This is a genomic window from Sphingomonas psychrolutea (genome assembly GCF_014636175.1).
Classification (GTDB): Bacteria; Pseudomonadota; Alphaproteobacteria; order Sphingomonadales; family Sphingomonadaceae; genus Sphingomonas; species Sphingomonas psychrolutea.
Window position 1 is genome coordinate 12,260 of sequence record NZ_BMDW01000011.1, and the last position, 14,200, is coordinate 26,459.

Sequence of the window (14,200 nt, forward strand, 5' to 3'; positions counted from 1 at the left end):
AACTTAGCCTAAACTTCCGCGACAGCGCGCCGAAAAATCATGCGCGCCAGCCGGTATCGATCTTGTCGACCAGGCGTACCATCGCGGCGAAATCCGCGGCACCCGCGCCGCCCGGCACCTGCGCCATGTGCAGATCGCGCTGATGCACCTTGACCACTGCGTCCGACACTTCCAGCGGCGTCCCCATCGAACAGGTCGCGATCTGGATCTCGCATGCGCGTTGCAGCGACCAATGCTTGATGAACGCCTCGGGCAGCGTCTTGCCCATCACCAATATGCCGTGATTGCGCAGCAGCATGACGCGCTTGTCGCCGAGATGCTCGAGCAAGCGGGTGCCCTCTTCGTCGCGCACCGTCACGCCTTCGAAATCATGGTATGCGATTTGGCCGGCGAAATTGCAGGCGTAGAAATTGGTTGGCCGCAAGCCACCCTCGACCGAACTAACCGCCATCCCCGCCGTCGTGTGCGTGTGCATGATGCAATGCGCATCGGGCAAATGGCGGTGGAACAGCGCATGTTGCACGAAGCCGGCACGGTTCACCGGGTAGGGCGAGTCGTCAAGCTTGTTACCGTCGATATCGATCTTGACCAGGCTCGATGCCGTCACTTCGCTGAAGTGCAGCCCGAAGGGATTGATCAGGAATGCACCATCCTCGCCCGGGATTTTCAGCGTGATGTGGTTGTAGATCATCTCTGACCAACCGAGCATCGCGAACACGCGGTAGCAGGCGGCGAGCTGCTGGCGCGTCTCCCATTCGGCTTCGGTCATCTGCGACGGGCTGACAGCGGCGGTGGCCATAACGCTTCTCCTGATCGGGTCTTTGGCGACATTATCGCATGATCGGTATGGTCGCGCAAACCCGCTTGCGTCAGGTAAGCGCGGCGATCTCGGCGGCACTCAGCCCTGCTTCGGCGAGGATCGCCGCGCCGTCTTCGACAATGCCCATGCGCGGCGGCACCGTGCCGCTGACCGAGTAACGCGGGGCAGGGGCCGGCTGTGTAATGTCGCCAGCGGTGACGAAGGTGCCGCGCGCGACATTGTGCGGGTGCTGCGTCGCCTCCTCGAAGCCGAGCACCGGCGCGACACAGGCCTCATGCCCCGCGAACGCCGCAACCCAATCGTCGCGGTCGCGTTGCTTGAAGCGATAGGCCAGTTCCTGCTTGAGCCGGGGCCAGACAGCGGGCGCGAATTGCGCGTCCCATTCGGCGCCGTCGAGCGCCATCACGCGGCGCAAAGCGGCATAGAATTGCGGCTCGATCGCGCCGACCGCGAGCCATTTGCCGTCGGCGGTCTCATAGCTGTCATAGAAATGCGCGCCGCCGTCGAGCAAATTGGTGCCGCGTGCATCGCGCCAGCGGCCTTGCCCGCGCATGCCCCAGATCATCGTCGTCAGCACCGCCGACCCATCGGTCATCGCGCAATCGACCACTTGGCCGACCCCCGTCGCCTGCGCTTGCAGGATCGCGGCGAGCATCCCGAAGGCGAGCATCATCCCGCCCCCGCCGAAATCACCGAGCAAATTGATCGGCGCAACGGGCTTCCCGCCCGCCACGCCCAGTGCGTGGAGCGTCCCCGAAATGGCGATATAGTCGATGTCATGCCCCGGTTCGGCGGCAAGCGGGCCGGTCTGGCCCCACCCAGTCATTCGGCCGAACACGAGCCTGGGGTTGGCGCCGATCAGCACATCCGGTCCGAGTCCGAGTCGCTCCATGACGCCGGGGCGGAAGCCCTCGATCAACCCGTCGCACGTCGCCGCGATCCGGCGGACGGCGGCGACCGCTTCGGGCCGCTTCAGATCGAGCGTGATCGTTCGGCGCGATCGCAGCAGCGGATCGCGCGCATCGTCGGTCACCCCGCTGCCGCCGCCCGGCCGCACGACGCGGATCACCTCGGCGCCGTGATCGGCGAGCATCATCCCGCAAAACGGGCCGGGACCGATCCCCGCCAATTCGAGGATGCGCAGGCCGGACAGCGGGGCAGGGGCGGTCATCAAAACGCCGCGATGCCGGTGATCGCGCGTCCAAGGATCAGCGCATGGACGTCATGCGCGCCTTCGTAAGTGTTGACCGTCTCGAGGTTCATCAAATGGCGCATCACTTGATATTCGCCGCTGATGCCGTTGCCGCCATGCATGTCACGGCTCATCCGCGCGATATCGAGCGCCTTGCCGACATTGTTGCGCTTGACGATCGAGATCATCTCCGGCGCGAAGCGGCCTTGATCCATCAATCGCCCGACCCGCAAGCTCGCTTGCAGCCCAAGCGCGATCTCGGTTTCCATATCGGCCAGCTTCTTCTGGTAAAGCTGCCGCCCGGCGAGCGGCGTGCCGAACTGCTGCCGGTCGAGCCCATATTGCCGCGCGGCATGGAAGCAGAATTCCGCCGCGCCGAGCGCGCCCCAGCTGATCCCGTAGCGCGCGCGGTTGAGGCAGCCGAACGGCCCCTTCAACCCCTGCACATCGGGCAGCAGCGCGTCTTCGGACAGCTCGATCTCGTCCATCAGGATCATGCCCGTGATCGAGGCGCGGAGCGACAGCTTGCCTTCGATCTTCGGGGTTTCGAGACCCTTGGCACCACGCTCGACGATAAATCCGCGGATGCCGTCGCCATGCGCCTCAGATTTGGCCCAGATGATGAACACGTCGGCGATCGGCGAGTTGCTGATCCACGTCTTGGCACCCGACAACAGATATCCGCCGTCGACCTTCTTGGCGCGCGTCGTCATGCTGCCGGGGTCGGATCCGGCATCGGGCTCGGTCAGGCCGAAACAGCCGATCCATTCGCCGGTGGCCAGCTTGGGTAGATACTTCATCTTCTGCGCTTCCGACCCGAAGCTCAGGATCGGGTACATCACCAGGCTCGACTGCACCGACATCATCGAGCGATAGCCCGAATCGATCCGCTCGACCTCGCGCGCGACCAGACCGTAAGCAACATAGGAGGCACCGACGCCGCCATATTGCTCGGGCACCGTCGGGCCGAGCAGCCCGAGCGCGCCCATCTCGCGGAAGATCTCGGGATCGGTCACTTCGTTTTGAAACGCATCGACGATCCGCGGCGCGAGTTTGTCCTGCGCATAAGCGCGCGCCGAATCGCGGATCATCCGCTCATCGTCTTCCAGCTGATCGTCGAGGAAGAAGGGGTCAGCCCAATCGAAACGCGCCATGTCGGCCATGAAAAGCTCCAGAAACTACGGATAGGTGGCGTCGGGCTATTGCCCCAGCACGCGATCGTCGAACAGCCCAAAGGCGAGCGTCGACGCATAATATCCGATCGCGCGTTCGCGGGACATGGTGCTTGCCCATTTGCGCATGTCGAACGCGGCGTTTTGCATCGCCATCAACGCCTGCGACGCGACCAGCGGATCGACCGGGCGGATCGATCCTTCGGCAATACCGTCACTCATCGTGCCGGCAAAACGCCGTGCGATCCGGTTTGAGCGATCGACCATCGCGCGCCGTGCGTCGCCCGGCAGACCGGACAGCGCAGTGGTGCGCAGCAACGGCCCGCGTTCGGAGAATTGCACGTCGAGCAGCGTGGCGATCGTCCCCGACAGCCGCTCCCAATGCGATCCGCCGCGCTCATCCGAGAGCCGCTGGGCGTCGGCAACGGTGTCAAGGCTGCGCTTGTAACATGCCAGCACGAGATCATCCTTGGCGTCGAGATGGTGGTAGAAGCTCCCTTTGGTCACGTTGAGCTCGGACGCGATCTTCTGCACCGATGCGCCGCGATAGCCGAGTTCGTTGATCAGCCGTGTCGCCGCCAGCAGAAACGCCTCGCGGCCGGGCTCGGGTTCGTCATGCGCAAGATCGATCAGCGTCGGGTTCCAGCGCGCGTCGCGCCCGGCAATGCCGTGCGCGAACACGTCCATCAGCCGCTCCTCGACGCGGTCATATTGGTCGGGCTCGTAGCGGTTGAGCCACACCGGCAGCCAGAAGGTGTTTTCGAGCAGGACATGCGCGCGCCCGCCGTGAAGATCGGTCTGCGCGCGGTTGGTGGCGGGGCCCCACAGGCTGCGCGTCTTTCGGAATACCTCGCGCCACCCCGTCATCAACCGGCCCAGCACCGGGTCTTCCATCGCGCGCAGATCGGAAAGGATCGCGAACGGCGTCTCCTCGCCGCGCTGAATCCGCGCGAGCCGGATCATGTTGAGTGACAGATACTTTGCGACACGTGCCTGTGGCGTCGCTTCGGCCAGCGACTCGTCGAGCATCGCAAGCAGCTTTTCGAGCGTATATTCGAAACACGCCGCCGCGAGGTCTTCCTTGCGCTTGAAATAATAGGTTACGCTGGTCGTGTTGAGCCCGACCCGGCGCGCGACATCGGCGAAGGTCATGCCCTTGGCACTCTGTTCGTTGATCGCTTCGGCCGCCGCCGCCAAAATCGCGTCGCGCTTGGCGCGGAAGCGCTTGGTGCTGGTATCTTCCTCCAGCGGGATCGTTGCAATGGCCTCCATGGCGAAACTGTAACATCATCTTTTAGAAGAAACAGTCCTTTTCGGGCGCACGCGTAATGCGCGTGTTTTGATCGCCAAAGTCGCTTTACCGAAAACGCGGTACGGTCTAACGACCCGTGCAACAGCAGATTTGGAGAGCGGCGATGGACTTCACACTCAGCGAACGCGAAAGCTATTTCCGGGACCGCGTGCGGACGTTCATCGACCAGAATATCCGGCCCCGGCAGGCCGACTTCGACGAACAGCATCACGAAGGCGATCGCTGGAAAGTGATCCCGGTGATTGAAGAGATGAAGGACAAGGCCAAGAAAGCCGGTCTGTGGAATTTCTTCATGCCGCCGCATTCGGGCCAGACGCATGTCGACGACAGCTTCGAATTCGAAGGCACGCAGCTCACCAATCTCGAATATGCGCTGTGCGCCGAGGAGATGGGCAAGGTCGGCTGGGCGAGCGAGTGTTTCAACTGCTCGGCCCCCGACACCGGCAATATGGAAGTGCTTCACCGCTACGGCACGCGCGAGCACAAGGAAAAGTGGCTGCGCCCGCTGATGCACGGCGAGATCCGCTCGGTGTTCCTGATGACCGAGCCTGCGGTCGCCTCCTCCGACGCGACGAACATCGAGACGAGCATCGTGCGCGATGGCGATCATTATGTCATCAACGGCACCAAATGGTGGTCGTCGGGCGTGGGCGATCCGCGCTGCAAGATCGGCATCCTGATGGGCAAGACCAACCCCGATGCCTCGCGCCACAGCCAGCAGAGCCAGATCCTCGTCCCGATGGACACGCCGGGCGTGACGATCAAGCGCATGCTCTCGGTCTATGGCTATGACCATGCGCCGCACGGGCACGGCGAAGTGGTGCTCGAAAATGTCCGCGTGCCGGTCGAAAATTTGCTGCTGGGCGAGGGCCGTGGTTTCGAAATCGCGCAAGGCCGGCTCGGGCCGGGGCGCATCCACCACTGCATGCGCACGATCGGCGTTGCCGAAACCGCGATCGAGGCGATGGCCAAGCGTCTGCTGACACGGGTCGCCTTCGGCAAACGCATCGCCGATTTCTCGGTGTGGGAGGAGCGCATCGCGCGCGCCCGGATCGATATCGAAATGACACGTTTGTTGTGCCTCAAGGCCGCCGACATGATGGACCGCGCTGGCAACAAGTCGGCGCAGCAGGAAATCGCGATGATCAAGGTGCAAGCGCCGCTGATGGCGCTGTCGATCCTCGACGATGCGATTCAGGCGCATGGCGGCGGCGGCGTTTCGGGCGATTTCCGCCTGGCGCACGATTGGGCGGCGATGCGCACGCTGCGCTTTGCCGACGGTCCCGATGAAGTCCACAACCGCGCGATCGCCCGCAACGAGTTCGGCAAGTACGCCGAGTATAAGGCGGATCGCGTGTCGAGCGGTGATCTGGCGGCCACCCGGTGAAGGCTGCAGTTTTATACGCGCCCAAGTCGGAACTGGTGATCGAGGACATCGCGATCTCCGTTCCCGGCCCGCGCGAGGTGCTAATCCGCACCGTCGCGTGCGGGGTTTGCCGGTCCGACCTCCATTTCATTGATGGCGCCTTTCCGCATCCAATGCCGACGGTGCCGGGGCATGAAGCGGCCGGGATCGTCGAGGCGGTCGGGTCGGACGTCGCGCATTTAAAGGTCGGCGATCATGTCATCACCTTCTTCACGGTGTTTTGCGGCGCCTGCGAGATGTGCATCACCGGACGTCCCTCGCTCTGCATCGATCCGTCGACACGACGCGCGAAGGGCGCGCCGCCGCGTCTGAACTTGAAGGACGGCACTCCGCTCGCGCCGTTCCTGAACCTCTCGGCCTTTGCCGAGATGATGCTGGTGCATGAAAATGCCTGCGTTGCGATCGACAAGGCCATGCCGCTCGACCGCGCCGCCTTGCTCGGTTGCGCGGTAATTACTGGCGCGGGCGCGATCTTCAACGACAGCCAGTTGCGCCCCGGTGAAACCGTCGCCGTGATCGGTTGTGGCGGCATTGGCCTTGCCGCGATCAACGCCGCCAAGATCGCGGGGGCAGGGCAAATCATCGCGATCGATCCCGTCGCCGACAAGCGCGCGCTGGCCGAGAAGCTCGGTGCGACGCATTCGCTTGATTCGAGCGACCCGGACCTTGCCAAGAAGGTTGCGGGGCTGACTGCGGGTGGTGTGCATTACGCGATCGAAGCAGTCGGGCGGCCCGAAACGGCCGAGCTCGCCTGGACGATCCTGCGGCGTGGCGGGACTGCCACGATCCTCGGCATGATCGCGCCGGGTGGAGAGGTGAAAATCGCAGGGCCCACCTTCCTGACCGGCAAGAAGCTGCAAGGCTCGCTGCTCGGCTCGACGCGCTTCCCGATCGACATGCCACGGCTGGTGCGGCTCTATCTCGACGGCAAGCTCGATCTCGACACGATGGTGGCGGAACGGATCAAGCTTGAGGACGTCAATGACGCCTTCGCCAAGCTCCGCACCGGCGACACGGTGCGCTCGGTGATCGAGTTCGCATGATGACCGACAGCGCGGACGTCTCGATGGTCGGCACGATCCCGCTCCCCGCCGATGACACGATCGATGCGGGTGCTGTGGCTGCGTGGATGAAGGGGCATATGCCCGATATCGACGGGCCGGTCGCGCTGTCGAAGTTCAAGGGCGGACAGTCGAACCCGACCTACCGGGTCGATGCGGGCGGGAAGAGCTATGTCCTGCGTCGCCAGCCGTTCGGCAAGTTGCTACCCTCGGCGCATGCGGTAGACCGCGAATATCGCTTGATCGCGGGCCTCTACCCGACAGGTTTCCCGGTGCCGGCGCCGTTCGGGTTGTGCGAGGACCCGGACGTGATCGGATCGATGTTCTACGTGATGGAAATGGTCCAGGGGCGCAGCCTGTGGGACGGCGCGTTGCCGGGGATGACCCCGCCCGAACGCCGCGCGCATTACGATGCGATGGTCGATACGCTGGCCGCGCTGCACAACACCGATCATGTCGCGGCGGGACTTGGTGAATATGGCCGCCCCGGCAATTATTTCGAGCGGCAGATCGTACGCTGGACCAAGCAATATCGCGCTTCCGAGACCGAACACATGCCGGCGATGGAGTCGCTAATCGAATGGCTCCCCGCGACTTTGCCCGAACAGACGCGGACCTCGATCGTCCATGGCGATTACCGCATCGACAACATGATCTTCGCCGCCGACGCGCCGAAGGTGATCGCGGTGCTCGACTGGGAGCTGTCGACGCTGGGAGATCCGCTCGCCGATATTGCCTATTTCCTGATGAACTGGGTGACCGAACCCGAAGGCCGTTCGGGCGTGATGGGACTCGACGGTCCAGAGAGCGGCATCCCGACCGTCGAAGAGGTGGTCGCGCGTTATTGTGCGGCGACCGGGCGCGACGGCTTGCCCAATCTCAACTGGTATTTCTCGTACAGCCTGTTTCGGCTGGCCGGGATCGTCCAGGGCATCAAGAAACGCATCGTCGACGGCACCGCGTCGAGCGCGCAGGCGGCCAAGATGGCGGAACGGGTCGGGCCGCTCTCCACGGCTGCATGGGATTTTGCAAAGCGGGCGGGGGCTTAACGATGTCGCAATTCGATCTTACCGGCAAAATCGTCGTCATTACCGGCTCCTCGCGCGGGATCGGCAAGGCCAGCGCGTTCGAACTGGCGGAGCATGGCGCCAAGGTTGTCATCTCCAGCCGCAAGCAAGATGCGTGCGATGCGGTCGCCGCCGAAATCAACGCGAAATTCGGCGAAGGAAGCGCGATCGCGGTTGCCGCCAACATTTCCGACAAGGCCGGACTCCAGCATCTCGTCGATGAAACCCGCGCCGCCTTCGGGCGGATCGACGTGCTCGTCTGCAATGCCGCCTCCAACCCCTATTACGGGCCGCAAGCCGGGATTTCGGACGAGCAGTTCCGTAAGGTGCTCGACAACAATATCGTCTCGAACCACTGGCTGATCGCAATGGTCGCGCCCGAAATGCGCGCGCGGCAGAGCGGCAGCATCGTCATCGTCTCCTCGATCGGTGGCCTGCGTGGATCGCCGATCATCGGGGCGTATTGCATTTCGAAGGCCGCCGACATGCAACTCGCGCGCAATCTCGCGCATGAATTCGGCCCCGACAATGTCCGCGTGAACTGCATCGCGCCGGGCCTGATCAAGACCGATTTCGCCCGCGCGCTATGGGAAGATCCCGCACGGATCGCTGAGGCGAACCAGCGCGTGCCGCTGCGCCGGATTGGCGAGCCCGAGGAAATTGCGGGCGCGGTCGTGTTCCTGGCGAGCGCGGCGAGCAGCTTCATGACCGGGCAGACGATCGTGCTTGATGGTGGCGTGACGATTTAGGAGAGCGAGCGATGGCACGGTTCAGCGGCAAGTCGATCATCGTCACCGGGGCGGGGTCTGGCATCGGGCGCGCAGCGGCGCTGCTCTTCGCCTCCGAAGGCGGCAGCGTCATTGTCGCGGACCTTGCCGACACGGTCCACGAAACCGCCGCGATGATCGATGCGGCAGGCGGTACCGCCCGCGCCATTCAGATCGACGCCGGATTCGAAGCCGACGTGATCCGCGCCGTGAACGTCGCGTGCGAATCTTATGGCGGGCTCGACGTGATGTTCGCCAATGCCGGGATTTCGGGCGGGATGGCCAACATCTTCGATACCGATGTCGCGCTGATCACCGAAGTGCTGCGCGTCAATCTGATCGGGCCGTATCTTGCGATCAAGCACGCAGCCCCCAAGATCGCCGAACGCGGCGGTGGCGCGATCGTGCTGACGGCAAGTGTCGCCGGGATCCGCTCTGGCGCCGGGTCGCCAGCCTATTCCGCGTCCAAGGCGGGCGTCATCAACCTCGCAATGGTCTCGGCGCAGCAACTCTCTGGCTCCAACGTCCGCGTCAATGCGATCTGCCCGGGCCTGACCGAAACCGGCATGACCAAGCCGACCTTCGATTATGCGCGCGAGGCGGGCAAGATGGAAAAGGTCGGTCGCCTCAATCCCCTTCGCCGCGGTGCGCAGCCCGAGGAACTCGCCAAGGTCGCGGCGTTCCTCGCCTCGGACGATGCGAGCTACGTCAACGGTCAGGCGATCGCGGTCGATGGTGGGCTGTCGTCGAGCCACCCGGTGACACGCCAGGAATATGGCAAGACGGCGGTATGAGCGCGCCGCGCCACCGCGGCTGGCTCGCGCTGCTCGGACTGTTGCTGATCCTCGGCGGTGCCGCGTGCGCGATGATGGTGCGCAGCGCAGGTGGCATTTCGGTGCGCGACATTCGTTTCGCGGGCAAAGACGGTACGGTGATGAGCGCGCTGCTCTACGTGCCCGCTGCCGCGACCCCGGCTGCCCGCGCGCCGGGCATTTTTGCTGTTCACGGCTATATCAATTCGCGCGAGACGCAGGATGGCTTCTCGATCGAGTTCGCCCGGCGCGGTTATGTCGTGCTGGCGCTCGACCAGACTGGCCACGGCTATAGCGGTGGCAAGGCGTTTTCGAACGGCTTTGGCGGGCCGGACGGGCTGAAATATCTGCGCTCGTTGCCAATGGTTGATCCCGATCAGATCGGGCTGGAAGGGCACAGCATGGGCGGCTGGACGGTGCTTGCGGCGGCCGCCGCGATGCCCGATTCCTACCGCGCAATCGTGCTCGAAGGATCGTCGACCGGCGCGCCCTACGCCAAAGACGGCAGCCCGATTTGGCCACGCAATCTGGCGCTGGTGTACAGCACCTATGACGAATTCTCGAAGATCATGTGGGGTGTCGATCGCGCGATCGATGTGAATGGCAGCGCCAAGCTGAAGAGCGTGTTCGGGACGGACCAGACCATTATCGCGGGCAAGCTTTACGGCGCAGCAGCAGCGGGCACAGCACGCGTGCTGTATCAGCCGGTGACGACGCATCCGGGCGATCACATTTCGACCGCAGCGATCGGCCACGCGACTGACTGGTTCGCGCAGACGCTGAAGGGCGGCACGCCGCGCCGGTCGAGCGACCAAATCTGGTATTGGAAAGAAGTCGCCACCGGCGTGTCGCTGATCGGCTTCGTGCTGCTCGTGCTGGGCAGTTTCGATCTGTTGGTGCGCAGCGCGGCGTTCGCGCCGCTGCGCGCCACGGCGATCGCGGCGTCGACGACGCGGGACGAACGCTGGCGGCGCGGATTCTGGCTGTCGCTGCTGGTGCCGGCGCTGCTCTTCTATCCGTGCTTCATCGCGGTGTATCTGCTCGTGCCCGCCACCGTCCTCCTGCCGCAGACGGTGACGACGCAAGTCGCGGTCTGGGCGCTGGCAAGTGCGGCGGCGGGGCTGGCGCTGCGGCGGTTCGGGCCGCGCGCGGTGCCGTCGGTGGCGTCGCCCTGGGGGCCTGCGATCGGCATCGCGCTGGCGACCAGCGCGATCGCTTATCTCGCGGTGTTCGCGGTCGATCGACTGTTCGGCACCGATCTGCGCTTCTGGATCGTCGCGGTGAAATGGCCCGATGCGCGGCAATGGGGCATTGCGTTGATCTATCTCGCGCCGATTATGGTGGCGTTCCTCGCGCAGCAGCGCAGTGTGCTCGGGCTCACCGTTGGCGGGGATTCACCCGCGCGGAGCTACCGAAGCGCGATGCTGGCGATGAGCGGGGGGATCGGTGGCTTAATGGCGCTGATCTACGGGGTCTTCTTCGCGACCGGGACGTTGATCACCGGGTTTGATCCGTTGACGACGGTCATCGCCCTGCAGTTCGTCGCTGTGCTCCCTGTTATCGCGATCGTCGCGATCTTCGCGTGGCGACGCACCGGCAGCCACCGCGCGGGCGCGTTGCTGACCGGCGTGCTGGTGACGTTGTACGTCGTGGCGGGGACAGCGACGCAGGGTTAGGCGGTCAACGCTGCCTTGAAGAAGCCGATCACCTCGTCGGCGGCCTGACGGGTCGGCTCGCCATCCGCGTCGATCAGGTCGCCGGTGAACACGCTGTGCGGCGGGCGCCCGGCGCGGACCAGCACGCTGTCCGGGTTGGCGCACGCATCGGGCAGTTCGACCCCGGTGAACGCATCGCCGAATTCACGCCGCAACCTCGCAAATTTGGCGGGCTTCGACAGCGGATCGCCGTCGAAGCGATAGCCGCGCAGGCGCAGTCCCTCGTCGATCGTACGTCGCTTGACGATCGCCAGATCGGCGGCCGAGATATCGAGGCCAGCGGCTTTCGAGACCGGCATCCCCGGCTGCGACAGCACGGGGGCGAGTACGACCGGATCGACCGCCATTGACAGCGCGAAGCCGCCGGTCAGACACATGCCGATCACGCCGACGCCGGGCCCGCCACATTCCAGGTGCGCCTGATGCGCGAGCGGTCGGAGCCAGTCGACGATCGGGCTCGACTTGCCGGTGCGGAACAGCGTGAACTCGCGGCTGATGCACAGCCCGTAGAGGCGGCGACGCGTGATCTTTTCGGGGTTGGTCGCATCGGGCGTGCCAAGCAGGATCGGCGCGTAGACGCGCATCCCGGCTTCGGCGATCCACCGGCAAAAGCGGGCGAGCGCGGGCGTGAAACCATAAACCTCGTGGATCACGATAACCGCAGGCCCAGCATCGCCAATTACCAGAACAGGCTTGGTCTCGCGATCGAACGTGTAATCGCGCCGCGTGAAATCGGCGATGTCGGTTGTCAGCGTCACCCCGTCACTCCCGCAATCGCATCAACCCTTCCTGCGCCACGCTGGCGACCAGCCGACCGTCGCGGGCGAAAATCTTGCCGCGGTTGAAGCCACGCGCATGCCCCGCCCACGGACTATCGCACACGTAGAGCAACCAATCGTCGGCGCGGAAATCTTCGTGCAACCATACGGTATGATCAAGGCTGGCGGACTGCAGATTATGGGTCATCCAATTGACGCCGTGCGGCAGCGTCGCGGTGCCGAGCAGCGACATGTCGGACGCATAGGTCAGGATCGCGCGGTGCAATGCCGCGTCGTCGGCGACCGGGGCGACCACGCGGAACCAGTTTACCTGGTGCGGATCCTGCTTTTCGGGGCTGAACCAGTTCCGCGCGTTGACCGGGCGACTTTCGATCATGCGGGGTCGCATGAAATTGGCGCGGAAGCTTTCGGGGATGTGGTCAGCGTGTTCGATCCGGATTTCGAGATCACTTTTCAGCGCTTCGGGCGCAGGCACGTCGGGCATGATATCCTGATGCGCGAGGCCGGCCTCGGGCCGTTGGAGCGAGCATGTCAGGGTAAGGATCGGCACGCCTTTCTGCGTGGCGATCACTCGGCGGGTGGCAAAGCTCTTTCCGTCGAAATCGCGGACCACCCGGTAGATGATTGGATGCGCCCCGGCACCGGGCCGCATGAAGTAAGCGTGCAGCGAATGCGCGGCCTTGTCCGCATCGGCCGAGCGCTGCGCCGCCTGGAGGGCCTGCGCCAGCACTTGCCCGCCGAAAACGCGTCCATCACCGTCGTCACCGCGCCGGCCGCGATACAGATCGGTATCGATCTCCTCGACATCGAGCAAGTCGACAAGCTTTTGCGCGAGCTGTTCGGGGGTGGGCGCGTCGTCCATCAATAGCCCGCCGCGCGCGCGACCCGGTCGGCGTGGAAATTGGCGTCGCCGAACATCTCGGCCAGCACGCGTGCGCGCTTCATGTAAAAGCCGATGTTATATTCATCAGTCATGCCGATGCCGCCGTGCATCTGGACGCCCTCCTGCACCGACAAGGTCGTGGCCATTGCGGTCATCGCCTTGGCGACCGAGACGGCGGTGTCGGCGGTGTCGCTGTTGGCGTCAAGCAGTTGCTGCGCCTTGATTACTGCGGCGCGCGCGACTTCCATCTCGCTGTAGAGATGCGCGGCGCGATGCTGGAGCGCCTGAAAGCTGCCGATCATCGTACCGAATTGCTTGCGTTGCTTCAAATATCCGACGGTCATGTCCATCGCGCCGCCGCCCACGCCGAGCAGCTCGGCCGAGGCACCCGTTCGCCCTGCGCGGAGCAGGCGGTCGAGCGGCGAACGGCCGCCATCGACATCGCCGATCACCGCATCGGCATCGATTTCAACGCCGTCGAAATCGAGCCGCGCGGCGATGCTCGAATCGGCGAGGCGCTCGGGCGTAGCAGTCAGATTGGCCAGGTCTTTGGGGATCGCGAACAGCGTAATGCCCGCGGCGTCATCGGCGCTGCCAGCGGTGCGGGCAGCGACGATCAGCAGATCGGCGACATGGCCGTGCGTGACGAACTGCTTCTTGCCGGTCAGCTTGAAGCCGTTGCCCGAACGCTCGGCCGTGAGGCCGACGCTGTCGCGGTGCTTCGCGCCCTCGTCGATCGCCAGTGCTGCAACAGTGTCGCCCGCGAGGATGCCGGGGAACCATCGCGCGGCGTGGGCAGTGCCTTTCAGCGTCGCGACCGCCGCCACCGCCGTGGTCAGGAAGGGCGAAGGCGAGAGGTTTCGGCCGATTTCTTCGAGCACCACACCCGCCTCGACATGGCCGAGCCCGAGGCCGCCTTCGGCCTCTCCGATCAGGATGCCAGTGAACCCCATTTCGGCAAAGCTCTTCCACAGGTCGCGGCTGAAGCCGGTCGCGTCGTTCGCGTCGCGCAGCGCGCGCATGTGCTTTACGGGGGCGTGCTCGCCCACGAAATCGCGGATCGTATCCTGCAGGGCGGTTTGGTCGTCGTCGAGAAACAGGGGCATTTTTCTTCCTTCTTCTCCCCCTCCCCGCTTGCGGGGAGAGGGTCGGGGAGAGGGGCAGTCGCGGGAACGAACGTCCGCGTCGCTGCCC

Annotated in this window: 13 protein-coding genes; 6 read left to right on the forward strand and 7 right to left on the reverse strand. The window is 64.6% G+C overall.

Going from position 1 to position 14,200, the window contains the following annotated elements:
- Positions 1-37: 37 nt before the first annotated feature.
- From IEV62_RS10055 to IEV62_RS10070, 4 genes are all read right to left on the reverse strand, one after another.
- Positions 38-799, reverse strand: coding sequence for a class II aldolase/adducin family protein (locus tag IEV62_RS10055; RefSeq protein WP_188447048.1), 762 nt, complete (start codon positions 797-799; stop codon positions 38-40).
- Positions 800-869: 70 nt separating this feature from the next.
- Entirely contained in the window at positions 870-1,991 is a 1,122-nt protein-coding gene (locus IEV62_RS10060; RefSeq protein WP_188447050.1) for a CaiB/BaiF CoA transferase family protein, read from the reverse strand.
- Positions 1,991-3,175, reverse strand: a complete 1,185-nt coding sequence (locus IEV62_RS10065) for an acyl-CoA dehydrogenase (RefSeq protein WP_188447052.1) — start codon at positions 3,173-3,175, stop codon at positions 1,991-1,993. Before IEV62_RS10065 ends, IEV62_RS10060 begins: the two co-directional genes overlap by 1 nt.
- A gap of 36 nt (positions 3,176-3,211) precedes the next feature.
- Positions 3,212-4,456, reverse strand: coding sequence for a TetR/AcrR family transcriptional regulator (locus tag IEV62_RS10070; RefSeq protein WP_188447054.1), 1,245 nt, complete (start codon positions 4,454-4,456; stop codon positions 3,212-3,214).
- Positions 4,457-4,599: 143 nt separating this feature from the next.
- Here IEV62_RS10070 and IEV62_RS10075 point away from each other — a divergent pair, with 143 nt between their 5' ends.
- The 6 genes from IEV62_RS10075 to IEV62_RS10100 are packed head-to-tail and all read left to right on the forward strand — an operon-like array spanning position 4,600 to position 11,305.
- Positions 4,600-5,883 carry an acyl-CoA dehydrogenase family protein gene (locus IEV62_RS10075; protein ID WP_188447056.1) on the forward strand — a complete coding sequence of 428 codons (1,284 nt, stop codon included), beginning with the start codon at positions 4,600-4,602 and terminating at the stop codon, positions 5,881-5,883.
- Positions 5,880-6,965 carry a Zn-dependent alcohol dehydrogenase gene (locus tag IEV62_RS10080; protein WP_188447058.1) on the forward strand — a complete coding sequence of 362 codons (1,086 nt, stop codon included), beginning with the start codon at positions 5,880-5,882 and terminating at the stop codon, positions 6,963-6,965. The genes IEV62_RS10075 and IEV62_RS10080 overlap by 4 nt, the downstream gene beginning before the upstream one ends.
- Complete coding sequence (locus IEV62_RS10085) at positions 6,965-8,032, forward strand: phosphotransferase family protein (RefSeq protein WP_188447249.1); 1,068 nt, start codon at positions 6,965-6,967, stop codon at positions 8,030-8,032. The genes IEV62_RS10080 and IEV62_RS10085 overlap by 1 nt, the downstream gene beginning before the upstream one ends.
- A gap of 2 nt (positions 8,033-8,034) precedes the next feature.
- Positions 8,035-8,799, forward strand: coding sequence for an SDR family NAD(P)-dependent oxidoreductase (locus IEV62_RS10090; RefSeq protein ID WP_188447060.1), 765 nt, complete (start codon positions 8,035-8,037; stop codon positions 8,797-8,799).
- 11 nt (positions 8,800-8,810) lie between these two features.
- A complete protein-coding gene (locus IEV62_RS10095) occupies positions 8,811-9,611 on the forward strand; it encodes an SDR family NAD(P)-dependent oxidoreductase (RefSeq protein WP_188447062.1) in 801 nt (266 codons plus the stop codon).
- Positions 9,608-11,305, forward strand: a complete 1,698-nt coding sequence (locus IEV62_RS10100) for an alpha/beta hydrolase family protein (protein WP_188447064.1) — start codon at positions 9,608-9,610, stop codon at positions 11,303-11,305. The genes IEV62_RS10095 and IEV62_RS10100 overlap by 4 nt, the downstream gene beginning before the upstream one ends.
- On the opposite strand, the gene IEV62_RS10105 is transcribed toward IEV62_RS10100, so the two are convergent.
- The 3 genes from IEV62_RS10105 to IEV62_RS10115 are packed head-to-tail and all read right to left on the reverse strand — an operon-like array spanning position 11,302 to position 14,112.
- Positions 11,302-12,102, reverse strand: a complete 801-nt coding sequence (locus IEV62_RS10105) for a dienelactone hydrolase family protein (RefSeq protein WP_229733012.1) — start codon at positions 12,100-12,102, stop codon at positions 11,302-11,304. The two genes, IEV62_RS10100 and IEV62_RS10105, sit on opposite strands and share 4 nt — an antisense overlap.
- A gap of 4 nt (positions 12,103-12,106) precedes the next feature.
- Positions 12,107-12,985, reverse strand: a complete 879-nt coding sequence (locus IEV62_RS10110) for an acyl-CoA thioesterase (protein ID WP_188447066.1) — start codon at positions 12,983-12,985, stop codon at positions 12,107-12,109.
- Complete coding sequence (locus IEV62_RS10115; RefSeq protein WP_188447068.1) at positions 12,985-14,112, reverse strand: acyl-CoA dehydrogenase family protein; 1,128 nt, start codon at positions 14,110-14,112, stop codon at positions 12,985-12,987. The genes IEV62_RS10110 and IEV62_RS10115 overlap by 1 nt, the downstream gene beginning before the upstream one ends.
- Between the last annotated feature and the right edge of the window lie 88 nt (positions 14,113-14,200).